This window comes from Flavobacterium sp. CFS9, from assembly GCF_041154745.1.
Classification (GTDB): domain Bacteria; phylum Bacteroidota; class Bacteroidia; order Flavobacteriales; family Flavobacteriaceae; genus Flavobacterium.
This window is the reverse complement of sequence record NZ_AP031573.1, coordinates 3,495,784-3,520,957: the sequence shown is the minus strand read 5'-3', so window position 1 is coordinate 3,520,957 and position 25,174 is coordinate 3,495,784. Positions and strand designations below refer to the sequence as shown.

Below are 25,174 nucleotides of genomic sequence, written 5' to 3'. Positions count from 1 at the left end.
TTTGCTGTATTTCCATAACGAAAACAAAAAAAGTTTGGTTTTAAACAGAAAACCTCATCTCACAACAGATGAGGTTTTTTGTTTTCACTAAAGAAAGTAATCCGATTGTATTACTTTTGTTCCACAAAAATTATCACCAAAACAAAACTCCGATATATGTCAGATTCCAAAAAAAATAAATTGCAAAAAAGTCTTGGCTTAAGTTTTAATATTGCTGTATTAATCGGAGGAACGATTGGCGTTGGAATTCTTCGCACACCCGGTAGCATTGCTTCCTTGCTCGATAATTATTGGTTTATTATTGCTTCATGGCTCTTTGGAGGCTTTTATGTTTTGTTAGGAGCCAACTCCTATGCAGAATTGGCTACAATGTTACCCAAAGCAGGAGGTTCTTACAACTATATTAAAAGAGCATTTGGCGAATACGCAGGCTTCCTTTCCGGTTGGTTTGATTTTATTGTCAATGTTACCCCTCCGGCTTTTTATTGCATCGTAATTAGTGAGTATATCATTATTTTGTTTCCTGTACTCTCAAACTATTCTACTGTGATGGCAATTTCATTATTACTTGCTTTTGTACTCATTCATTTAAGTGGTGTAAAAAACGGAAGCATCATTCAGCAAATTACCAGTTTCTTAAAAGTAATCTGTTTTGTAGCCTTGGTCATAGCCTGTTTTATGTACACAGGCACTGAAGTTCCTAAAATTGAAACAGACAATTCTTTCTTTCAAATTGGACTAATCTTTGGCTTTTTCAAATCATTGCAGTTGATCATCGGGACTTATAACGGCTGGAACAGCGTTTGCTTTTTTGCTGAAGAAAACGATAACCCCAACAAAAATATTCCCAAATCATTGTACAGCGGTGTCTTTTTGGTTGTCGCTATTTATGTTTTGGTGAACGCTGCCTTCTTTCATGTTCTGCCAATTGAAACTTTAGCAAAATCAAATTTAGCGGCAGCTGATGTGGCCAAGATTCTGTTTGGAGAAAACGGAGCTATTGTAGTAACGGTAATTTCTATTTTTTCATTAATCAGTATACTCAATGCTTTTATGATGATTCCGCCAAGAATTCTTTACGGATTAAGCCGTGACGGGTTCTTTTTCAAACAAGGGACAAATGTTAATAAGGGCGGTACACCAATCGTAGCGCTTTTAGTTTCATCACTTTTCAGTTTGTTTTTAATTTGTATCGGCTCTTTTGAAGTATTATTCTCTTTCGCAGCCTTTATCTCTATTATCGTTTGGGGATTGGCTTATCTTTCTCTCTTAAAATTAAGAGCTACCGAACCTAATTTACCACGCCCCTACCATTCCTTTTGGTATCCGTGGACTACAATATTTGCCTTTGCAGCCTCAATTGCTTTGTTAATAGGATTTATTTTCAGCGATCCAAAAGGTTTCGCCATAATCGTTGTTCTCACTTTGATTTCGTATCCAGTATTTTTGATTTTGAGAAAGAAAAAGTAATGACTTATTTTTAATAGCCACGAATGCACGAATTTTATTTTTTTACTATCTGTGAAAACACATAATTCGTGAATTCGGGGCGATTTTTTTTAGATGCAATCTACTTCTGCTGACATACCGTTGTCACCTTCTGTGATTTAATTTGCAACAAAACTAAAAAGATGAGCAAACTAGATTTAACAAAAACCGATAAAGTATACTACACTGCTAAAATTAATCCCAAAATAGTGTACATTGAAAAAACAAATTACATATCGATTACAGGAAAAGGTGATCCTTCGGGACAAGAATTCTCAGAAAACATACAGGCCATGTATGCCACTGCTTATGCCATTAAATTCATGCAGAAAGCCGTAAATAATGATTTTGTTGTTCCCAAACTGGAAGCCTTATGGAGTTTTGATGCTGAAAAATACAAAGACATTTCTATGGATGAAGCTCCGCTAAAAATACCCCGAAGTGAATGGGATTACAGAATTATGATCAGAATGCCGGATTTCGTAACTAAAGAACAAACAGAAGAAGCCATTCAAAATACTGCCACTAAAAAACAAATAGAACGCGCGAAATCAATTGAATTCTATGAAATGGCTGAAGGCAAAGTGATACAGGTTCTTCATATCGGGCCTTTTGAAAATGAACCGCAAACGCTGAAAAAAATACAGGAGTTTTCTACAACACACCAACTGCAACAAAATGGTCTACACCATGAAATTTATTTATCAGACTTTCGAAAAACAGCTTCTGAGAAATTGAGAACAATACTTAGAGAACCTGTAAAATAGAATATTTTTAATCACCACGAATTCTCGAATTTTATTTTTTACTATCTGTAAGCAAAGGAGTAATTTGAGAATTCGTGGCCAAAAAAACTAATCACAAAAAAACCGACAGACTTTCAAAAATCTGTCGGTTTTAAATATATAATCGTAAAGCTGATTATTTCAAACCAGCAATACTCTGCTCGATTGTAGCGATTTTTGCTAATGCATCAGCTTCTTTTTGCTTTTCATTAGCCAAAACTTTCTCAGGTGCTCCGGCAACAAATTTTTCGTTAGATAATTTTGCCTGAACCGATTTTAAGAAACCTTGGGTGTATACCAACTCTGCAGTCAGTTTAGCGATTTCTTCTTCGACATTGATGTTTCCTGAAATCGGAATGAAATACTCATTTGATTTTACGCGGAAAGACAATGCTCCGTCCACTTTAGTGGTAACATATTCAAAAGCTGAAATGTTCCCTAACTTCGTAACAATAGAGTCAAAATACGTCGTGATATTCTCACTGTTGATGGCTTTTAATTCAATAGCATCTTTAAACGGAATATTTTTATCCTTACGAATCGTTCTGATTCCTGAAATCACTTCAATAGTACTTTCAAAATCTGAAATTAAATTAGCATTGAAAGGTTTTAATTCCGGCCAGGTCGAAACGATTAAAGCTTCTTCCGGAGTTCTGTCAGCAAGTAAATGCCAAATTTCTTCGGTTAAGAAAGGCATAAACGGATGTAGCAATTTCAGATTACTTTCTAACATTTCGATCGCTTTATCAAACGTCGCCTTATCAATTGGCTGCTGATAGGCCGGTTTAATCATTTCTAAGAACCATGAACAGAAGTCATCCCAAACCAATTTGTAAATGGCCATCAATGAATCTGAAATTCTGTATTTTTCGAAGTTATCCTCAATATCAACTAAAGTTTGCTGTAATTTTGCTTCATACCATTCGATGGCTACTTTTGAAGATTCCGGCTGTGGAATAGTTTCAGAAACTTCCCATCCCTTAATCAATTTAAAGGCATTCCAGATTTTATTCGAAAATGCTTTCCCCTGATTACACAATTCTTCATCAAACATAATATCGTTTCCGGCAGAAGCACTCAAAAGCAATCCTACACGAACTCCGTCTGCACTAAATTTATCGATTAAATCTAAAGGATCTGGTGAATTTCCTAGCGATTTAGACATTTTACGACGTTGTTTATCACGAACTAAACCGGTTAAATACACATTCGTAAATGGTTTTTCGCCTGCGTACTCATAACCTGCAATGATCATTCTGGCTACCCAGAAAAATAAAATATCCGGACCTGTTACCAAGTCATTTGTTGGATAGTAATATTTATAATCTGCACTTTCCGGATCCATTATTCCACCAAAAACTGACATTGGCCATAACCAGGAAGAAAACCAGGTATCTAGAGCGTCAACATCCTGTTTTAAGTCAGATGTTGTAAGCGAGTTGTTAGCTGTTTTCTCTTTAGCTAAAACTAAAGCATCTTCAATATTTTCTGCTACTACGAAATCTTCTTTTCCGTCTCCATAATAATAAGCCGGAATTTGCTGTCCCCACCATAATTGACGTGAGATATTCCAATCACGGATGTTATTTAGCCAGTGCGCATAAGTGTTTTCAAAACGTTTTGGGTGCAATTTAATGTCTCCCGTTTCTAAAACTGACTCAATTGCCGGTTTTACCAACTCTTCCATTTTCAAAAACCATTGATCAGATAATCTTGGTTCGATTACCGCTTTGGTTCTTTCAGAAGTTCCCACTTTATTCAAATGGATTTCGGTTTTAGCCAAAGCTCCGATTTCTTCTAACTCTTTTGCGATTTCAGCACGAACTACGAAACGGTCTTTGCCCTGATAATGCAATCCGAAACTATTTAATGTAGCATCTTCATTAAAAATATCAACGATTTCAAGATTGTGCTTCTCTCCTAACGTTTTATCGTTCATATCGTGTGCCGGAGTCACTTTCAAACATCCGGTTCCGAATTCAACATCTACATATTCGTCTTCAATAATCGGAATAACTCTTCCACAGATTGGAACGATAGCTTTTTTTCCTTTTAAATGTGCAAAACGCTCATCATTCGGGTTGATACAGATTGCAGTGTCTCCAAAAATAGTTTCAGGACGCGTAGTTGCGATCGTAAGAAAATCTTCCGAACCTTCAATTTTATACTTTAAGAAAAACAATTTCCCTTGTTGTTCTTCGTAGATTACTTCTTCGTCAGAAAGCGTTGTTTTTGCTTCCGGATCCCAGTTTACCATTCGGTATCCTCTGTAAATTAATCCTTTATTGTACAAATCTACAAACGAGCGAATTACAGATGCTGACATATCAGGATCCATTGTAAATTTAGTTCTTTCCCAATCGCAGGAAGCTCCTAATTTTTTAAGCTGTTCAAGGATTGTCCCGCCATATTTATCAGTCCATTCCCAGGCATGCTTAAGGAATTCCTCACGGGTTAAATCATTCTTGTTGATTCCTTCCGCTTTTAATTTCTGTACTACTTTTGCCTCTGTCGCGATAGAAGCATGATCCGTTCCCGGAACCCAGCAGGCGTTAAAGCCTTTAAGACGCGCTCTACGAATTAAAACATCCTGAATAGTATTGTTCAGCATATGCCCCATGTGAAGGACTCCTGTGACGTTTGGTGGCGGAATTACAATTGTATACGGTGTTCTGTGATCAGGTTCTGAATGAAAATAGTTGTTCTTCATCCAGTAATCATACCATTTGCTCTCGATCGTCTTAGCGTCAAATTGTGCTGGAATTGTCATTTACTAGGGTTGTTTAATCGTTAATTTGTTTATTTGTCTAATCGTTTGGTTACTGTAATTACAGCTTTTGCTAATCATCAATCGATGAAGCAGATACACGGTCAAACAATTAAACAGAAAAACTGGTTCAATTTTTGTACTAATTATTGACAGCAAAAGTAAATAATTAAGTACACTATAAAAAGCGAATTAATAATTTGTGTGTTAATTAAAAGAATGTATATTTACTTACAACTTAAAAAAAATTTGAAATGAAAAATGTAGCCTCTTTTATTGCAGTCGTATTGTTTAGTACAATAAGTTATGCACAAAACGGCCCAAAAATTGAATTTGAAGCCCAAGACAATACAATTGATTATGGAAAAATTTCGAAAAGTGACAATGGAGTTCGCTCTTTTGAATTTACCAATACAGGTGATGCCCCGCTTTTGATTACTGGTGCTGAATCTACCGTAAGTTCTATAGTTGTTACCAAACCCGCAGCAGCAATTATGCCAGGAAAAAAAGGTAAAATTGACGTAAAATATAACATGGTTTCCGGTCCGATTCGTAAAACAATTACTGTTGAAACTAATGCCGTAAACTACCCTGACGGCAGAGTAGCCTTAAAAATCAAAGGTGAAGTTTTATAACGAATAAAAATCTAAAAAATAGCAAAGCCGCTTCTTACTCAAGGAGCGGCTTTTTTTATCTGTATTTTCAATCTAATCCGACAGATTTAAAAAACCTGTCGGATTTGTTTTTTAGAGGTTATTATTTAGACTTCTCAGTACATTCGACAGCATCAAATTTATATTTTACACGGTCAAAATCGATTGGTTTGTCTTTTACCAGATAAGTAACTCCCATAGTGGTCTGCATCGTCCCGTTGCCTAAAATAAGTCTTTTGTCTTTTTTTAAGAATGCCATTGGGTTTTTAAAAGTTTTATTCTTATTGGTTACCTCTTGAAAAGTATAATCGGCAAATAAGGTGTCTCCGTGAAATTCTCCTGCTAATTCTCCCACTCTTTCTGTTGCTGCGGAAACTTTCATCGTCATGTTACCACTTATCTTTCCATTTTTTAGTGTGTTTAGTTTTAAATCGATAATATCTTTTTCATATATAGCTTTATAACATTCTGTACTTACGATGGTCTCAGCATCTGCTTTAGCTGCTTCAGCCGCCTTCTGATCTTCATTATTTTTACAGCTTTGAAGTCCGATACACGTCACAAGCAAGCAGGATACAACTAGGTTTTTCATAATTATTTTTTTTTTAAAATCGTTGTTATTTTATAAAATTAAATAAAAAAGAAGCCATAAAAAAGGCTTCTATACTATTTTTTTAAAACATCAAACCCAACAGATTTTAAAAATCTATTGGGTTGACCCACATTCGTGTTTATAAATCCTTAATTACAAATTCACTTCTTCTGTTCAATTCATGTTCTTCTTCAGAACAGGCTTCATCTGGGTTGCATTTTACTATAGGTACTGATTCCCCATATCCTTTTGCCGTAACTCTTTTAGCATTAATACCAGATTCTAATATAAAATCTCTGGTTGAACTGGCTCTTTTCTGAGATAAATTGGCATTAAACTTTTCATTTCCTCTTGAATCGGTATGTGATCCAATTTCGATTACCATGTCAGGATATTTCTGCATTAATTCCACCACACGTCCCAATACTACTTTGGATTCTTTTCGGATGTACCATAAATTATAATCAAAGTAAATCGGATCGGTTTTAATGATTAACCTCCCTTTATTGTCTTTTATTACATCTTTCTCCTGCGCAAGAATCTGAGTTGTTTTCTCTTTCTTTCTAATTTCTTTTGCTATAATTTCGTCTGCCTTTGCTTTTTTATCTGCTTCTTTTAAAGCAATAGCAGCCAATGCTTCTCTTTCTTTTCTTCGTTTCGTATCAATTTCTTCTTCCTGCCTTTTCTTTTCTGCAAGCTGCTGCTCTTCCTGTCTTTTCTTTTCAGCTGTTTGTAACTCTTCTTGTTTTATAACCTCCAAAGATCTTAGTGCCATCGAAGCATCATGGCTTGCATCTCTGGTTTTTCCGGAAGATATGACTCTCGATGCGCTTGTATACTTTTCTTTGGAACTTAAAACAGTAAACAAACTTTCGCAATCAACAGTAAAACTGAACTTTCCATCTGCTGAAGTAATAATTGAGTTTAGCACCTTTTGATCTGAATTCTGTAAAGTCACTGTCGCATTTTCTAAAGGCAGCTTGGTATCGACATCTGTAATAATTCCTGCAATGAATTGTTTACAGTCTTCTACAATTAGATCTTTGATTTCTTTAATCTGATAAATATCATCACTTCCTTTTCCGCCCTCTCTATTGGAAGCAAAATAACCTTCTTTGGTATCAGCATCGATATTGAAAGAGAAATCATCTCCATTTGAATTCAAAGGTTGTCCCACATTCACAGGTTTGCTGTATTCGTTTCCTTTAATATCTGAAACAAAAACATCAAGCGATCCATAACCCAAATGTCCGTCAGAAGAAAAATAAAGTTTTTGATCTGTTGAGACAAAAGGAAACTGCTCTCTTTTGTCGGTATTAATGGTTGGTCCTAAATTTCGGGGTGTATCAAATGCTCCTTTATTGATGTTAACTGAATAGATATCAAACGAACCCAAAGTTCCGGGCATATCTGATGCAAAGTACAACACTTTTTCATCCGGACTCAATGCAGGATGTTCGACTGAATATTCTGAACTGTTAAACGGAAGTGACGTTACATTTTTCCATTTCCCTTCGACCAGTTCGGCTTTAAAGATCTGAAGATTCGAAATTTTCTGCTCGTTTGTTTTCTTGCTTTTATTTTTGGAATTATTACGCGTAAAATAAATCGTTTTACCGTCTTTCGTAAAAACCGCGTTTGCCTCGTGCATCCCGCTTTTTAACTCTTTGGCAAAATAATGAACTATAGAATCCGCGGAATTACTGTTTTTAAGAGGAATCGTCACTAAATTCAAATATGTTTTATTGTCCCATTTGAATTTCTTATCCAATAATCCGGGTTTTAATTTTACTCCTGCAAAAACCAGATTTTCATTGTATTTTACTGCTCCAAACTCTGAATTAGGGGTGTTGATTGCCAAATTTTTAAGTTCATATCGTTTCCCAATTGCCGAAACATTCTCCAAAGTTTTCAACTCTTTCTCAAAATTAGAAACCGCATCACTATTATCTGATTTTGAATAATACTCTTTTAAGGCTGCATTGGCGTCGTCATAACTATTGCTTGCTTTTAAAGTCTGTGCATATCTGAAATAATAATTCCGGTCTAAATCATTGCCATAATTTTGAATCAAAAGTCGGTAATATCGCTGGGCTTTTATCAGATCGTTGGTATAAAAATAAGAATCCGCCAGATTTTTAATTACTTCCTGCGATGGCTTATTTTCTGCTAATTTTTCATATAAAGTAATGGCTTCAGCATAATGCGTTTTATCAAAAAAACGCTTGGCTCTGGCCAATTCAAAATCCTGAGCCTGCAAAAACTGTATTAAAAATACGAATACAATAACGAGTAGTTTTTTCCTATTTTTCATTTTAAAAGAATCTTGGGGATTTATCGTATCCTTTTCCTAATAAGTCTAAATCAAAAAGCAGCATAATTTCGTGTGTTCCGGAATTAAACCTGCCCATATTCGATAGCGTATGATCGTAAGCATAGCCTACTCTTAAAGTTGGCGTTACATTTATATTCATTAAAGCACTCACGGCATCGTTTACTCTATAGGCTGCCCCAAATTCGAATTTATTATTGTACAAAACATTGGCTGTCAGGTCTAAATTAACCGGCGCTCCCGGAACAAATCTTGACATAATAGCAGGTTTTAGTTTAACCTTATCATTGAGTTGAAAAACATATCCTGCCGTTAAAAAAGTATGAATGGCTTCTGATCCGTAAGCGTTGATTCCGGATTTTTCTTCGATATGTTTGGTGCTCAACAAATTTGGTACGGATAAACCAACATAAAAATTGTCTCTGAAATAATAGGCCCCCACCCCAATATTAGGTTTGGTGACGTTTACATTTTGGGCGAAAGCCAAATCACTGGCTGCATCTCCACTTTCTAATTTAAACCCGTTGAAATTACTTTGAAGCGAGGTATAACCAGCTTTTAGTCCAAGTGAAAGTTTATTTTTTCTACCCAGATTTAAGACATAGGCAAAATCAGCGTAGAAATTATTTTCTTTTTTGGCTCCGTCACCAATATCATCTGAAACCAATGAAAGCCCAACCTCTATTTTATCACTTAAAGCTGTATGTCCGAAAAAGGTGAAAGTTTTAGGTGCTCCAACGGCTCCAACCCATTGCGTTCTGTACAATCCTCCAAAATTCATCATCGCGGGAACTCCTGTCGCATAAGCAGGATTAACTACACTCATGTTGTACATATAATGGGTGTACTCAGGATCCTGTTGGGCCGAAGCTGATGTGATACAAAAGAGGAAACTTATAAAAAGTAGTACTTTTTTCATTTGAAACTTATCTTAAATGCTATAAAAGAAAATTATCTGTTCAGGTAAAGTCGGCCTTGTTGCGGACGTCTGTTATTTTTATTAAAATTGATCACATAAAAATAGACTCCATTTGCCGCAATTCCGTCACCAAAACCGACTGATTCAGAATTTCTTCCATCCCAATTGGGTTTATTTCTATCTCCTTTAAACATCACATTTCCATATCTGTTGAAAATTTCAAGAGTATAATCCGGGTACAAAAATTCTATATCCGGAATTCTGAAAGTATCGTTTACGTTATCTCCGTTTGGTGAAAATCCGTCCGGAATAAAAAAGGCATATTCATCCGGATTACAATCGAATAAAGAAACTGTAACTCCTAAATAATTATCAGAAATACAACTGGTTACAACCGAAAGATCGAAACCGTAATAAGTTGCCTTATCTCGAAGCAAAGTTGTTGAAGTCAACAAATTGCCATCATTCTCGGCATCATACCAGGCAACTGTCGAAGATACATTGGTCGCTTTGGATAAATCTCCAATGGTAGGATTTTTTAAACCGCAAAAATTCTCCCCTCCAGAATTCAGAGTTGGAGCCGGTGTATCGTTTACCACCACCGAAACCTGAGTTGGTGCAGAACTACAATTTGCAGCAGAAACTTCTCTCACATAAAGCTGCTCTGTTTTTAAAACATACGTATCAGCAAGTGGTGCTGTTGCCGTTGCCGAACTATACCATTTGTACTGAGCTCCACGCGGTGTTAGATTTGTAATTACCGCTCCTTCCACTTTACAAAAAATCTGCGGGCTAGCCGCAAGCGGAGCGCCAGGAATTGAATTTATTATAAAAGTATCCGACACATTAACCAAATCAATATCACAGGATGTCACATTGTTTTTCACATTTAGAACCTTAATTCTTGTCGAACCTGTATTTAAAAGCAGTTCTGCAGGAATAACAAAAGCAACTTTTCCGTTTGTAACCGCTAAAACAACGGTCTGTAATGCAGATGAGTTACTGTCAGAAAGCGTGTAAGAGAGTGTAATGTCCGTTAAATTTCCTAATCCGGAAACCGCAACAGGAACTGGCTCTCCAAAACAAAAATTTTCGACCTGTACCACAACAGTTGTTCCATCCGGCAAAGGATTGATAACCTGGTTTCCTTTTACATTGGCCGCATTCGAACATTGGGGAGACGGATTTGTAATGTTTGTGATACCAGTTATTGTAATTGCTGACGATCCGCTTTTTACATTTAAACTCGCCGGAATTACAAAGTTTGCACTGCCGCCGGAAACTGCAATATTTGCTGTTCTACCGGTAACAACATTATCACCCGTCAGATTATACGTAATTCTGTAAGTTCCATTAGCCAACAACGAAGCATTTGAAATTTGAACTACTGCTGCCTCATTTTGACAAACTGGAATAGTTGTTAAAACGGCTCCGTCTAAACGCGGCAAAGGACTAATAATTAAATCGTCTGATAAATTATTAATTATATTGGTACACAATCTTTTACTGGATGTGGCTATAATGCTGGTAACAGTAAGCGTAAATGTACCTATTTGTTTAAAATAATTAGAATTAAGCGGAAATATCAATACCCCATTAGTAAAATTAGCCTTTACAGTTGCTGATGCAACGGTAGGCCCTGTAATAGTATACTGAACTTCATATTCTCCGTCCGGGATAGCTTGAGCCCCTCGCGTAATTCGTGCGGTATACGATGCTGTTGCCATTTTATCTTCACAAATATCCGAGTTAACCACCAGCTTTGCGCCGGTAAAATCTAATCTCTTTTCCAGTGTAATTTTTATCGTTTCAACATCATTTTCACAGATATTCTGATCCGGAACCGCAAAAACAGTGTAGGTATAAATGTACTCTCCTGGTCCGGATGTAGCAAACAATGTCTGAAGATTAACGGTATAGCCTGTTGACGCGATAATACCGGGACCACTCCACTTACCTCCCATATCTTCCCCTGAAAGCAGGTCGTGCAGGTCAAAATTAGCATAAGGTCCCAAATCAGTCGTACCGCATAATTCTTTATCTGTTGGATCTCCGGCTTCCGGCTTCCTTACAACCGTTATCTTCACTGCCGAGGTAAGTGGTACCGATTCGCATGCCAGTACAGGCGGCACTGTGTAAGTAAAATTATAAGTGGTCTTCACTTGTACCTTTGGTACCGTGAACGTAGATCTTACAATCCTACCGCTACTATCCCTCCATGTTCCGTTGGAATGCGGTCCCATAATAACACTATTAAATGCTGTAAAAAGATTATACTCTCCTCTGTCATTACAGATTGTAGCTTCAGTTCCAATTCCTGAATATGCGCCAATAGTTAAGGTTACGGTCGCTTTATTTACAACACATCCCGGCGTTGTTACAGTATAGGTGTATTGGTAAGTTCCCCCACTTGAAATAAGCTGTGCGTTTAACATTCCTGTAGAAGTATCTAAGCCTCTTAAATTATTATTATCCGTCCACGTTCCTCCGGGAGCCGGGGTACCTCCCAATAACGAAAACAAAGAGATTGATTGATTGACCGGATCTTCAATATCACAAATTATTTTTTGCGCATCAGTTCCCGCACACTGCGCCTGAAGTTTTGAAGCACTAACCAATAAGACCATAAAAAACAATGCGAATTGCAAGAAACTAGTGTAATTTTTCACCATAGACTTCCGGTTATTTTTTTACAAACATAACGAAATAATAATGTTTATTAAACAATTAAAGCTTACTTTAATAATTAAATTTTTACAAAAAAATTATACAAAAAAATAACGTTAAAGCCTACTACAACTCATCTTCCAGTTTAAATCTAAATTTTAAAAGAAGACTATTTCTTTCTACTTCTAAATCTATCCAAACATCTTCTTCCGACTTTAAAAGTGAATTAATTTGCTGTAAGGTATATTTGTACGGAAGCGTATGATTAATTCGAACAATGACATCTCCTGTTTTCAATCCACAACGTTCTGCGGCTGAGTTTTTACGGATATTTACAATTTCATAAATTGGTTTTAGTGAAAACTTATATCTGAAATTGTTATCTTTTTTAGCAGTATAACCCGCTTCCTGAACTGAATTAACAACCTGCACAGTCTCCAAATGAACCGTCTCCTGAACCCATTGAAGCCCGTTGTGCTGCACAGTAATTCCACTCTTATTATAAGTAAAAGGCTCTGAAAATTTACTGTTTTTCCTGAGATACAATGTTTTATCCGCATAATCCAGTACAACTGTAAATCGTTTTAAAACTTCTCCACCGACAGAACCAATTCGTCCCGGCACCATCTTCACATTTCGAATCGAAGTTGAATCCGGAAAAGCCACGATAGGGTTATTAAAATCAAACTCACCTATAGAAAACTTTTCAATTTTGGCACGATGTCCTTCTATATCACCACTGAAACCTTTCCCTAAAAAATCGGGAAAATTTTTATTCGGAAGTTTTATAATATCATTCTTAAAAATCCAAAAAGCATCACTATTACCAATATCAATTAACATTTTTGCGGGAACAGCAGCATTGTCTACAAATGCGGTTGTGTACAGATACGGTTTAGATCTTTCGATCGTAATAGGAACTGCTTTAAATTTTTTATTCAGTCTTTTAAGAGTCTCTTCATTATTCTGATGAACAACAATCTTCTTCTTTTGATAGTTTAACTCAACGAGGTTGTTTTTGAAAAATTTATATCCGATAATACCATTCACCGGAATTCCAATGTGCGATGACAGATTAAAAGTTTGATCCAGAATAACATAAAGCAAATGGTTGCTTGATTTTAAACCATGAGTTTCTAAAACATTATTGGTCGATTTCAAACCTTCAATTTCGTTGTCACTTCCTAAACCTCTCAGCTTAATTTTCTGAACATTTTTAAAACTAACTTCCTGCATTTCTTCCATACTGAACAAAATGGTTTCTTCAACACCAGAATCCAGTAAGAAATTCAGTTCTACTCCATTTACTTTTATAGGAATAAAAACCAGATTGTTAATTAATGTAAAAGGTATCGTAACCTTAGAGGCACGATTTCCTATTTGAAAATCTTCCTGCGCCTGAAGTGTAAAAGCTGTGAAAAGCCCAAGAAACAACATGAAATGTTTTCTCATTGATAAAATTTTAAGATAAAATTACTAAAAATATCGATAATTACTACAAATTAATAAGTACCTGTAATGTTTACGTTAAATTCGAAAAAAAAATGCAAATTTGCACTTCAATAAAATAAAACCATGCCAACAATCTCACACAAAGGCAGAAACATGCCCGAATCACCGATACGTAAACTTGCTCCTTTTGCTGATTTAGCAAAGAAAAAAGGACACAAAGTGTATCATTTAAACATTGGTCAACCGGATATCAAGACACCCGAAGTGGCCATCGAGGCGGTAAAAAATATTGACTTAACCCTTATAGAATATAGTCCGTCAGCCGGATATGAAAGCTATAGAAAAAAATTAGCTCAATTTTACCAGCGTCAAAATGTAAACGTTAACACAGAAGACATCATTGTTACAACCGGTGGTTCTGAAGCCTTACTATTTGCGCTGGCCACAATTACAGATCCGGGAGATGAAATCATCATTCCGGAACCTTTTTATGCTAATTACCATGCATTTGCATCTTCAACAAGTGCAACTGTTGTTCCTTTGGTTTCTACTATTGAAACTGCATTTGCTTTACCAAGTATTGAAGAAGTTGAAAAACTCATTACTACAAAAACAAAAGCCATATTAATCTGTAATCCCGGAAATCCAACCGGATATTTATACTCTGAAGAAGAAATCAGACAACTGGCAGCCTTAATCAAAAAACACGATTTATACCTGATTGCTGACGAAGTCTATCGCGAGTTTTTATACGACGGAGACGACAAACATTTTTCTGTAATGAATCTGGAAGATGTTCAGCAAAACGTAATCATGGTCGATTCGGTTTCTAAACGTTATAGCATGTGTGGCGCCAGAATTGGATGTCTGGTAACCAAAAATAAAGAAGTACTGGCCACTGTAATGAAATTTGCACAGGCACGTCTGAGCCCCCCTACAATCGAGCAGATTGCATGTGAAGCAGCAATAGATACTCCGCAAAGTTATTTTGACGAGGTAATTTCCGAATACAAAGAACGTCGTGATACTTTAATTGCCGAATTAAATAAAATTGAAGGCGTTATTGTAACGAAACCAAAAGGAGCATTTTACTGCATCGCACAATTACCTATAGAGAATTCTGAAGATTTTGCGCAATGGCTTTTAGAAAGTTACGACCTCAATGGTGAAACGGTTATGGTTGCTCCTGCTGCCGGATTTTACTCAACACCAAGAATGGGACTGAATCAGGTTCGAATTGCCTATGTTTTAAACAAAAAAGATTTAATAACTGCCGTAAACATTTTAAAAGAAGCACTTTTGACTTACAATAAAAAATAAGGTCAGTATTTACAATATTTCTAGAGACAATAACATACCGTGTTATTGTCTTTTGCTTTTAAAAGAAATCTCATTTTACCCGCAATTTGCATTTTATGACAAAAGCCGCAATTAAATAGTAAAAACCATAGAAAAGGTTTACCATTTATTAATTATCTTTACCGCCTTAAAAAGAAATACCCATACTAATAGTAAGTTTTTAATGATAAATAACGAAGATTTTTTAGACGAAATAGGAGACAATCACTTTAGCAGTAACGCAAAAAATCCTTTAAGAGCGGATGCTTTTGACTTAAGTGACGACGAAAAAATAGAAAAAATAAAAAAAGATGTTGAAAACATCCTTCAAACTCTGGGAATGGATTTGACGGATGACAGCATCAAAGGTACTCCAAACCGAGTAGCCAAAATGTTTGTAAAAGAAATTTTTGGAGGTCTTAATCCTTCAAAACAGCCAAAAGCTTCTACTTTTGACAACAACTACAAATACGGTGAAATGCTGGTAGAAAAAAACATTACGGTTTATTCTACTTGTGAGCACCATTTACTGCCAATTATTGGAAGAGCTCACGTAGCATATATCTCTAACGGAAGAGTTATTGGTTTATCCAAAATGAACCGTATTGTAGAATATTATGCTAAAAGACCTCAGGTTCAGGAGCGTCTAACCATGCAAATTGTTCAGGAATTACAAAAAGCCCTTGGAACCGAAGACGTAGCCTGCGTGATTGACGCGAAACACCTTTGCGTAAATTCAAGAGGAATCAAAGATATCGAAAGCAGTACGGTAACCTCTGAATTTGGCGGCAGATTTAAAGATCCGCAAATTAAAAGAGAACTTTTGGATTATATTAAATTGGATACGCCGTTTTAAAAGTTTGTTGTTTTTGGTTGATAGTTTGTTGTTTTTATGGCAAAAATAGAGAAATTTGAAGATCTGGAAATCTGGAGACTTGCCAGAGAAATTTGTCAGCAAATTGAGTATTTAATTCAAAACACCAACTTAAAAACTAATTATTCACTAACAAACCAAATTGACAGAAGCTCAGGTTCAATCATGGATAATATTACCGAAGGTTTTGAACGAAATGGAAACAGAGAATTCATCATTTTTTTAAGTATCGCAAAAGGTTCAGCCGGAGAAGTAAAATCACAATCCTATAGAGCGTTCGACAAAAAACTGATTACTGAAGAACAGTATTTAGAACTAAATGAAAAAGTTGAACTGGTAAAAAATAAAATTGGGGCCATGATGAATTATTTAAATAAATGTGAAATCAAAGGCCTCAAATTCAAATAACATTTTTTCACCAAACAACAAACAATAAACAAATAAACGATTAAACGACAAAAAAATGCCTTTATACACAGCTCAACATCTAAAAATATACAATTCACTTTCGGGTGAAAAAGAAAGTTTCAACCCTATACATGAAGGAAACGTTGGAATGTATGTTTGCGGACCTACGGTTTATAGCAATGTACACTTAGGAAATGTTAGAACTTTCATGTCTTTTGACATGATATTCAGGTATTTTTTACATCTTGATTACAAAGTGCGCTATGTACGTAACATTACCGATGTGGGACATATTGTAGACGATATTGATGAAGGTGAAGATAAGATTGCTAAAAAAGCACGATTGGAACAATTAGAACCTATGGAAATCGTTCAGCGCTATACCGTTGATTTTCATAACATATTGAAATCCTTCAACTTCTTACCGCCAAGTATTGAACCAACTGCTACCGGACACATTATTGAGCAGATCGAAATCGTCAAAAAAATTATCGATACCGGAATTGGCTACGAAGCTAACGGATCGGTTTATTTTGACGTTGTGAAATACAACGAAACTAATAATTACGGAATTTTAAGTGGTAGAAATATCGAAGATATGCTGGCGAATACCCGCGATCTTGACGGACAATCTGACAAAAGAAACCCTCAGGATTTCGCACTTTGGAAAAAAGCAGAACCGGAACACATTATGAGATGGCCTTCGCCATGGAGCGATGGCTTCCCGGGCTGGCATTTAGAATGTACTGCCATGAGTACCAAATATCTTGGAAATCATTTTGACATTCACGGAGGTGGAATGGATCTCAAGTTCCCACACCACGAATGTGAAATCGCGCAAAACGAAGCATGTACAGGTCAGTCTCCGGTAAACTACTGGATGCACACCAATATGCTGACTTTAAACGGAAAGAAAATGGCAAAATCGACCGGAAATAACATTTTACCGGGAGAAATTTTAAGCGGAGACAACAACATTCTAAGCAAAGCTTTTTCAGCATCTGTAACGCGTTTTTTCATGTTACAGGCACATTACCGAAGCATTCTGGATTTTTCTGATGATGCCATTGTGGCTGCCGAAAAAGGCTTTAAAAGATTGATGGAAGCTGTAGAAGGATTACCAACAATTGCAGCAAGTACAACAAGTTCTATAAACATTGCATCATGGAAACAATTGTGCTACGATGCTATGAACGACGACTTCAACACGCCAATTCTGATTGCACAATTGTTTGAAGCGGTTCGTTACATCAATTTATTAAAAGAAGGAAAAGAAACCCTTACAGCTGAGGATTTACACACTTTTACAACTGCAGTTAACGTTTTTGTTTTTGATGTTTTAGGTTTAGTCAATGACAAAGCTGCCGATGGAAACAGCGACAAGCTGGAAGGAACTGTGAACATGCTTATCGCTATGAGAAATCAGGCCAGAGCCGATAAAAACTTTGCCCTTTCAGATCAGATTCGCGATCAGTTGATTGGCTTGGGAATTCAGTTGAAAGATGGAAAAGAAGGAACAAGCTTCTCTATATAAATCACTCATTTTCTAATAAATCATGAAAGTAATCACTCCATTTGTTTTATTAGTCCGCTTTTATCAATCTGCAATATCGCCTTTTACTCCGGCGAGTTGCAGATTCGAACCTACCTGCTCCACTTACATGATTCAGGCCCTGCAGACTCATGGTTTGTTTTATGGCGGATATCTGGGTGTGAAAAGAATCTTAAGCTGTCACCCCTGGGGAAGAACCGGTTATGATCCTGTTCCTGAGAAGAAATGTTCACACAAACATTAACTTTTTATAAAGAGCAACACTATTTTAAATTTCTATTTTTACAAAATACAAAAAAAACAACTGCACATGACACAGCCCTTAAATATCGTTTGGAATCCTTCAGAAGGAATCGATCTAGGATTTTTTATGATTCGTTATTACAGCTTAATGTTCGTAATTGCTTTCGGACTAGGATGGTTTTTAATGAAAAAGATCTTCGAACGTGAAAATGAATCTATCGACAAGCTAGATTCTTTATTTGTCTGGACTGTTTTAGCTACCTTAATAGGTGCCCGATTAGGACATGTTTTATTTTACGATTGGGAATATTTCAGAAATCATTTACTTGAGATATTCTTACCGGTTAGATTCGAACCTAAATTTGAATTTACCGGATTCCAGGGATTAGCGAGTCATGGTGCAGCTATTGCCATCATCGTTGCCATGTATTATTACAGCAAAATGATCCTAAAACGTCCTTTATTATGGATTTTAGATCGTGTTGTAATTCCGGTTGCCAGCGGTGCTATTTTTGTTCGTTTAGGAAACTTTTTCAATTCTGAGATTATCGGACATGAAACAAAATCTGCCTTTGGAATTCGTTTTTTACACGATCAATTCAGTAAAAATGAAGCGGTAAACGCAACTCAAATTGCAGATCCAAAAGCAGCGTACACTGCTATCGCAACAGATCCTAAATTTGCCGATTTACTAGCTCAGGTTCCGGCAAAACACCCAACACAATTGTACGAAGCGATCAGTTATGTATTTGTTTTTGCGATTTTGTTTTTCTTATACTGGAAAACGAACGCAAGACTAAAATCAGGATTATTATTCGGACTGTTTCTGGTACTTTTATTTGCAGTACGTTTTGTGGTAGAATTTGTAAAAGAAAGTCAGGGTGGATTTGAAAACGAGCTAGGCCTTTTCTCTACGGGACAATGGCTAAGTATTCCGTTTATCATTATTGGACTTTTCTTTGTCATCAGAGCTCAAAAAAATCCTTTGGCAGAATCTTAGTTCATTCGATAAAAAACTATAAAAAAGCGTCCGATAATTCAATTTATCGGACGCTTTTTTTTGGATAACGAACAAAAGTTGGAAAAGAAAAGGACTGAAAGTCCAAAAAACAACAGCATAGTGCCAGGCACTGTGAGCTGGATTAAGGTATAAAATTGCCCTGAAAGGGCAAAAGCAATTTTCGTCTCTAAATCTCAACAAAAAAAATATTCACACTCTTAGAGAATCACACACAAAATATGCCGGATGCCTTTCTTTGCTCTCAGGCTTTTGCCTTTTCAGGGCCGTAACCCATAATGGCCATTATCATTCATAGTGCTACGCACTATACTATTGCCAGAGTTCTTTCAGAGCATAATCCAATTTCATAGATTCGTTTTTTATTTACAGGAAATACGAAATACCTAATTCAATATTTCTGGTGTTATATCCCGCATTTTCGCTATTTAGCCCTCCATTTGAAACGTGCCGAATGTTACCGCGAGCATCCAACTGTAAGCGATCTATTTTAACCGAAAAGCCCATCGCAAAAACATCTGCAAAAGCAAAACCTTTCGACATTCTTTCTGTTTCTGTATCTGTAATCATAGGCCCAATACTTCCTAAAGCATAAACAGAGAAAACTTTACCAATTGGTTTCCTGACCAAAAAACCAAGATTCAACACATACTCATGTACATCCTTCAATCTTGTATATTCTTCTCTCTTTTCAAGATAATCAGGTTCGTCCGGCTTTACAAAATAAAAATTCATCAATTGATGTCTTCCAAAATTAACTTCCGGCTGGACTAAAACCTCATAATTAAAATGCTTTGATTCCTTAACCCGGTAACGCAATTCTATCTTATAAAAATGATTGGTAAAGGTGTAGTTTCTATTGTTAAATTCGCTCCCAAAACCATAATTGATTCCTATGGCCAGCTTTTCATTTTTAACCTGCCCTAAGGCTTTAAATGTGCAAGAAATAACCATTAGGGTCAATAGTAATTTTCTCCTCATAAATACTTTTTTGATTACTCTAAATATAACAAAAAAAAGATCCAGCTTTCACTGAATCTTTTTTCAAATATTAATTACATTTTACAATAATTTTCTTCTATAACAAAATTTAATCCTTTAGAATTGAACCACCTGACTTGTTAACCTTAATTTGCAGGTCATGTTTAGCACATCTCCCTCCTAAATAAAAAGCTACCGAAATACAAAAAAGTACCAGAATAAATAATCGTATAATTTTTTTTCTTCCATTTTAACAATTTATAAATTATGCCTTGCATCATATGCAGCACAAGCAGCTTCAAGTTCATAACAACACCATACAGCGGCTAAACCAAGTGATAGAATCCCACTGATTCCTCCATTAATATCCTTTACTTCTTCATCTGATAATTCTATTACATTTTCCATAATCCAATTTCTTTTTTATGAATTTAAATGATATCCTAACATAAATACGCCTAAACCAAATGGACCACATACCAAATAACATCCTAACCCAACTAAATAAGTTGTTTTAGACACCCCTCCTTCAATTTCATTCATTTCCTGAACATTGAGCACTACTACCGCTAAATTTTCTAATTGTTTTTCCATGATTTCATTTTTTTCAAATTAATAAATTTTTCAACAAAAACATCCTATCGAAATCTTTTTCTTACAACAAATTTAACCAACTTCCGTCCAATAACCTTGGACGGAAGTCTTGCTCATTTACTTTTAACAAATATTTTATTAAAAAAATACAGTCTTCCTACAGACAAATCTAACTGCTCTTAAAACTCTAATACAACTTACCCATTTTAATGCAAAAAAAAAGATCCAGCTTTCACTGGATCTTTTCTATATCTTAAGCATTTTGATTATGCTGCTTTATTGTGCTTGTCTTCGATGGTGTGTTTATCATCACTTGAAATCGTATCAACCAATACCGGTGTAGCAATAAATAATGATGAATAAGTTCCTACCACAATACCAATTAACATGGCAAAGATAAATCCTCTGATAGATTCTCCACCAAAGATAAACATCGTTAATAATACAATGATCATCATTAATGAAGTATTCAACGTTCTTGATAATGTAGTATTAATAGAAGCATTTACGATATCTTCAAAACTTCCCTTACGGTTTCCGATAATGAACTCTCTAATTCTGTCGAATACAATTACAGTATCGTTCATAGAGTAACCAATTACGGTAAGGATAGCCGCAATAAAGTGCTGATCCATTTCCATGTGGAAAGGCATGAATTTGTAGCATAAAGAGTAGATTCCTAATACAAAGATAACGTCGTGCGCTACTGCTGCAATCGCACCTAATGAATATTGCCATTTACGGAAAGAGATCATTAAGTATAAGAAAATAACTGCCATTGCACCTAATACAGCCCAGTAAGAGTTCGTTTTGATATCTTCAGAAATAGAAGCTCCAACTTTAGATTGCTGTACAACACCAATCTTTTTACCATCAAATGAGTTGATGAATTTTTCGTAAGAAGTGTTAGGGAAATATTTCGTTAACGACTTGTACAATATTTGGTTCACTTCTTCATCGATAGCTACACCGTCTTCTTTAATTTTGTATTTAGTAGTGATTTTCAACTGATCGTCATCTCCTAAAATTTTAGCTTCAACCGGAGTACCGAAAGCAGCAGACAATTCATCTGAAACTACAGTAGCATCAACAGGTTTTTCAAATTTCACCTGGAATGTTCTTCCTCCAACAAAATCAACACCTTCGTCTAATCCGTTTACGAAGAAGATAGAAACTAAGCTCACAACAACTACAATTGAAGAGAAGATGTATGTGAATTTTTTGATTTTGATAAAGTCAAAGTGGAAGTTTGTAAACCAGTTTTTAGTAATATTTGTAGAGAAAGTTAAATCTCCTTTTCCGGCAATGTTTCTGTCAATAAAAATTCTTGCGATAAAGATTGATGTAAACAATGATGTTACGATACCAATCAATAATGTTAATGCGAAACCTTTGATTGGTCCTGTACCAAAGATAAACAAGATCGCTCCGGTTAAAACGTGCGTTACGTTTGCATCAATAATAGAACGCATTGCTCCGTGCCATCCGTAAGAAGCTACAACCGCCTCAGACAATGATTTACCTTCACGTAATTCCTCTTTTGCTCTTTCATAAATAATAATGTTCGCATCTACCGCAGTACCTAATGTTAATACGATACCAGCAATACCCGGTAATGTTAATACAAAACCAAAACTTGCCATAATTCCGAAAAGGAAAAGTAAGTTCAATAATAACGCTAAGTTAGCATACCAACCCGCTTTACCATAATAGAATACCATCCATAAACAAACCAATAAAAATCCTAATACAGAAGAAATCGTACCTGCATCAATCGCTGCCTGACCTAAAGATGGCCCTACTACTGTTGATTGAATAATATCAGCAGAAGCCGGTAATTTACCTGCATTTAATACGTTAGCTAAATCTTTAGTTTCAGCAACATCAAAAGATCCGGTGATCTCAGATCTACCTCCTGCAATTGGTCCGCTTGTAACACCAGGTGCAGAGTAAACAATATTATCCAAAACGATAGCAATGTATCCTTTTTGAGAGAAAGCTCTTCCTGTTAATTCTTCCCAAACTTTAGCTCCCTGGCTGTTCATTTGCATAGAAACAGCTGGTTTCCCTAATTGATCAAAAGTATCTTTTGCATCTGTAACAACTCCACCGCTCATCGCAGGAACGTTGTCTCTGTTTCCTTTTAAAGCATATAATTCAACTGCTTCAATATCTTTCCCTTTTGCATCTTTAATTGTAGTTGGTTTACTCCAAACAAATTTTGCATTGTGTTGGTCAGCACCCAATAAAACTCTGATATCTGCTCTTTTAAAGTAAGCATTTACAGCAGCAGTATCTTTAGGAGCAAAATATCCTAAAACCGGTCCACCACCCTGACCTAACATTTTGTCAAATAATGGGTTGTTTCCTTTTTTAGTATCAACTGAATCTTTAGCATTATCCGTTAATAAAGCATTCAATGAATCTTTAGCAACAGCTTTAGTTTCTGTTTTTTTGATTTCAGTCTTTTTCAAAGCCTCGTTAGAAGCTACTAAGAAGTTACCAATTTCTTCGATTTTAAAAGTTTCCCAAAACTCTAATTGAGCTTTTCCACCTAATAATTTCTTAATTCTGTCTACATCCTTAGCACCCGGAAGCTCCACTAAGATTCTTCCTGTTTCTCCTAATTTTTGGATGTTTGGCTGAGTTACACCAAATTTGTCGATACGCTCTCTCAATACTTTGTAAGCACTTTCGATAGATTCGTCAACTTTTTTCTTAATTACTTTTTGAACTTGCGCATCAGACATTTGAAAATCTACACCACCTTCTCCTTGTAAACTTCTGTTTGCAAAAATATCAGGTGAAGCTAATTTTACTGATCCTTTTGAGTTAGCCTCAAAAGCTTCAAAGAACTTATTTAAATAGGTTTTGTTTCCTTCTAAATTTGCAGTTGCATCAGCTAACGATTTATTAAATACCGGATTTTTAGAATTGTTTGCTAATCCTTTCAAAACGTCTTTAACAGAAATTTGAAGAATCACGTTGATTCCTCCTTCTAAGTCAAGACCTTTATTAAGTTGCTTGTTTTTTACTTCGTTATAAGTAAAATCAGTAAAACCAAGGTTCAACACTTTTTCTTTTCCAATAGAATCTAAGTATTTTAATTCTTTGTCAGGATTATCTCCTGCAAAAGCTTTAGCTTCACTTTTGACGCTATTGGCCACAAAAGTGAACGAGAGTTGGTAAATACTTACCAATGCAAATAGAATTGCGAAAAATTTAATAAGTCCTTTATTCTGCATTATTACTAAAAATTAATTATTTTTTATTGTTTGTTTTTGTTTTAAAGTCCCATAGAATAAGCCCTGATATGATTTTTTAGCACTAAAAAATCAAGATCACGAATTACAACATTTTTTTTAACCCGAGCAAATATATAATTAACGAAAAGATTAACCAATTTATTTATTAATTAATCTCAAAAAAAAGACTGCAAAAGTGCAGCCTTTTCCTCTTTTTACGAAAATCGTTATACTAAAATCGATTTTAAAGCGTCATTCATGCTTCTCACCGCATCTGCACTTTTTGCAAATAAGGCTTTTTCATGATCGTTTAACTGAATGTCTAGTATTTCTTCCACTCCGTTTTTACCAATTATACAAGGTACACCTATACAGATATCATTTTGCCCATACTCTCCTTCAACAAAAACAGAGCAGGCGATCATTTTTTTCTGATCATTCAAAATACTATCTACCAGATAAGCCACTGAAGCCCCTGGTGCATACCATGCTGATGTTCCCAAAAGACCTGTAAGCGTTGCACCGCCCACCATCGTGTCTGCAGCTACTTTTTGCAATACCTCTTCTGAAAGAAATTCAGTTACCGGAATCCCGTTATAAGATGCCAGACGGGTTAACGGAATCATAGTAGTATCACCATGCCCTCCAATAACCATTGCTGAGATATCGTTTGCCGGTTTATCTAAAGCTAATGAAAGATAGGTTCTGAAACGAGAGCTGTCTAACGCTCCACCCATACCAATAATTCTGTTTTTTGGCACTCCGGTAGATTTCAAAGCCAAATACGTCATCGTATCCATTGGATTAGAAACTACTACTATTATAGTGTCCGGAGAATATTTCAGTACGTTTTCGGCAACTGTTTTTACAATTCCTGCATTTATACCTATTAATTCTTCACGGGTCATTCCTGGCTTTCTTGGAATTCCGGATGTAATAACAACTACATCACTTCCGGCAGTTTTAGAATAATCATTGGTCACCCCAGATACTTTGGTATTAAAACCTGTATTTGTGGCACATTGCATAATATCCAACGCTTTCCCTTCGGCAAAACCTTCTTTAATATCCAACAACACTACTTCGCTTGCAATTCCTCTATAAGAAATAACATCTGCACAGGTAGCTCCAACATTTCCTGCTCCTACAATGGTAACTTTCATATTTTATACTTTATCGGTTATTAATTAATTTGTTTGTTTGATAAATCGACAATTCGTTTAATCGTTTAAGTAAATTTAAACAATTAAACGAATTGATGATTAA

20 protein-coding genes are annotated in these 25,174 nt (G+C 35.7%); 9 read left to right on the top strand and 11 right to left on the bottom strand.

Going from position 1 to position 25,174, the window contains the following annotated elements; genetic code table 11:
- Positions 1-156 precede the first annotated feature (156 nt).
- Both ACAM30_RS14855 and ACAM30_RS14850 read left to right on the top strand, forming a co-directional pair.
- Positions 157-1,470: an APC family permease gene (locus tag ACAM30_RS14855; RefSeq protein WP_369615379.1), complete on the top strand. Its 1,314-nt coding sequence runs from the start codon at positions 157-159 to the stop codon at positions 1,468-1,470.
- Between the two features lie 161 nt (positions 1,471-1,631).
- On the top strand, positions 1,632-2,255 hold the full coding sequence (locus ACAM30_RS14850; RefSeq protein ID WP_369615378.1) for a GyrI-like domain-containing protein: 624 nt from the start codon (positions 1,632-1,634) through the stop codon (positions 2,253-2,255).
- A 154-nt stretch (positions 2,256-2,409) separates the two neighbouring features.
- Here the strand turns inward: ACAM30_RS14850 and ACAM30_RS14845 are convergent, their stop codons facing one another.
- Complete coding sequence (locus ACAM30_RS14845) at positions 2,410-5,043, bottom strand: valine--tRNA ligase (RefSeq protein WP_369615377.1); 2,634 nt, start codon at positions 5,041-5,043, stop codon at positions 2,410-2,412.
- Positions 5,044-5,294: 251 nt separating this feature from the next.
- On the opposite strand from ACAM30_RS14845, the gene ACAM30_RS14840 reads away from it, so the two are divergent.
- Positions 5,295-5,675: a DUF1573 domain-containing protein gene (locus ACAM30_RS14840; RefSeq protein WP_264529430.1), complete on the top strand. Its 381-nt coding sequence runs from the start codon at positions 5,295-5,297 to the stop codon at positions 5,673-5,675.
- Positions 5,676-5,796: 121 nt separating this feature from the next.
- Here the strand turns inward: ACAM30_RS14840 and ACAM30_RS14835 are convergent, their stop codons facing one another.
- The 5 genes from ACAM30_RS14835 to ACAM30_RS14815 form a co-directional block, all read right to left on the bottom strand.
- Positions 5,797-6,285 (bottom strand): hypothetical protein, encoded by a 489-nt coding sequence (locus ACAM30_RS14835; protein ID WP_369615376.1) that lies wholly within the window; start codon positions 6,283-6,285, stop codon positions 5,797-5,799.
- A gap of 139 nt (positions 6,286-6,424) precedes the next feature.
- A complete protein-coding gene (locus tag ACAM30_RS14830) occupies positions 6,425-8,599 on the bottom strand; it encodes an OmpA family protein (RefSeq protein ID WP_369615375.1) in 2,175 nt (724 codons plus the stop codon).
- Between the two features lies 1 nt (position 8,600).
- Positions 8,601-9,536 carry a type IX secretion system membrane protein PorP/SprF gene (locus ACAM30_RS14825; protein WP_369615374.1) on the bottom strand — a complete coding sequence of 312 codons (936 nt, stop codon included), beginning with the start codon at positions 9,534-9,536 and terminating at the stop codon, positions 8,601-8,603.
- 32 nt (positions 9,537-9,568) lie between these two features.
- On the bottom strand, positions 9,569-12,208 hold the full coding sequence (locus ACAM30_RS14820; RefSeq protein ID WP_369615373.1) for a gliding motility-associated C-terminal domain-containing protein: 2,640 nt from the start codon (positions 12,206-12,208) through the stop codon (positions 9,569-9,571).
- Between the two features lie 121 nt (positions 12,209-12,329).
- Entirely contained in the window at positions 12,330-13,655 is a 1,326-nt protein-coding gene (locus ACAM30_RS14815; RefSeq protein ID WP_369615372.1) for a PDZ domain-containing protein, read from the bottom strand.
- 123 nt (positions 13,656-13,778) lie between these two features.
- Here ACAM30_RS14815 and ACAM30_RS14810 point away from each other — a divergent pair, with 123 nt between their 5' ends.
- The 6 genes from ACAM30_RS14810 (at position 13,779) to lgt (ending at position 19,070) form a co-directional block, all read left to right on the top strand.
- Positions 13,779-14,975, top strand: a complete 1,197-nt coding sequence (locus tag ACAM30_RS14810; protein WP_369615371.1) for a pyridoxal phosphate-dependent aminotransferase — start codon at positions 13,779-13,781, stop codon at positions 14,973-14,975.
- A 202-nt stretch (positions 14,976-15,177) separates the two neighbouring features.
- A complete protein-coding gene (gene folE, locus ACAM30_RS14805; protein ID WP_369615370.1) occupies positions 15,178-15,849 on the top strand; it encodes a GTP cyclohydrolase I FolE in 672 nt (223 codons plus the stop codon).
- 36 nt (positions 15,850-15,885) lie between these two features.
- Positions 15,886-16,275 (top strand): four helix bundle protein, encoded by a 390-nt coding sequence (locus ACAM30_RS14800; RefSeq protein ID WP_369615369.1) that lies wholly within the window; start codon positions 15,886-15,888, stop codon positions 16,273-16,275.
- A 55-nt stretch (positions 16,276-16,330) separates the two neighbouring features.
- Positions 16,331-17,809, top strand: a complete 1,479-nt coding sequence (gene cysS / locus ACAM30_RS14795; protein WP_369615368.1) for a cysteine--tRNA ligase — start codon at positions 16,331-16,333, stop codon at positions 17,807-17,809.
- 22 nt (positions 17,810-17,831) lie between these two features.
- Positions 17,832-18,071, top strand: coding sequence for a membrane protein insertion efficiency factor YidD (gene yidD, locus ACAM30_RS14790; protein WP_369615367.1), 240 nt, complete (start codon positions 17,832-17,834; stop codon positions 18,069-18,071).
- Between the two features lie 66 nt (positions 18,072-18,137).
- Positions 18,138-19,070 carry a prolipoprotein diacylglyceryl transferase gene (gene lgt / locus ACAM30_RS14785; RefSeq protein ID WP_369615366.1) on the top strand — a complete coding sequence of 311 codons (933 nt, stop codon included), beginning with the start codon at positions 18,138-18,140 and terminating at the stop codon, positions 19,068-19,070.
- A gap of 384 nt (positions 19,071-19,454) precedes the next feature.
- On the opposite strand, the gene ACAM30_RS14780 is transcribed toward lgt, so the two are convergent.
- The 5 genes from ACAM30_RS14780 to mdh form a co-directional block, all read right to left on the bottom strand.
- Entirely contained in the window at positions 19,455-20,069 is a 615-nt protein-coding gene (locus tag ACAM30_RS14780) for an acyloxyacyl hydrolase (RefSeq protein ID WP_369615365.1), read from the bottom strand.
- Positions 20,070-20,327: 258 nt separating this feature from the next.
- Positions 20,328-20,477, bottom strand: a complete 150-nt coding sequence (locus ACAM30_RS14775) for a hypothetical protein (RefSeq protein WP_369615364.1) — start codon at positions 20,475-20,477, stop codon at positions 20,328-20,330.
- A gap of 15 nt (positions 20,478-20,492) precedes the next feature.
- Complete coding sequence (locus tag ACAM30_RS14770) at positions 20,493-20,663, bottom strand: hypothetical protein (RefSeq protein ID WP_369615363.1); 171 nt, start codon at positions 20,661-20,663, stop codon at positions 20,493-20,495.
- 266 nt (positions 20,664-20,929) lie between these two features.
- Positions 20,930-23,908 (bottom strand): protein translocase subunit SecDF, encoded by a 2,979-nt coding sequence (secDF, locus tag ACAM30_RS14765; protein WP_369615362.1) that lies wholly within the window; start codon positions 23,906-23,908, stop codon positions 20,930-20,932.
- A 227-nt stretch (positions 23,909-24,135) separates the two neighbouring features.
- On the bottom strand, positions 24,136-25,071 hold the full coding sequence (mdh, locus tag ACAM30_RS14760; RefSeq protein WP_017495355.1) for a malate dehydrogenase: 936 nt from the start codon (positions 25,069-25,071) through the stop codon (positions 24,136-24,138).
- Positions 25,072-25,174 lie beyond the last annotated feature (103 nt).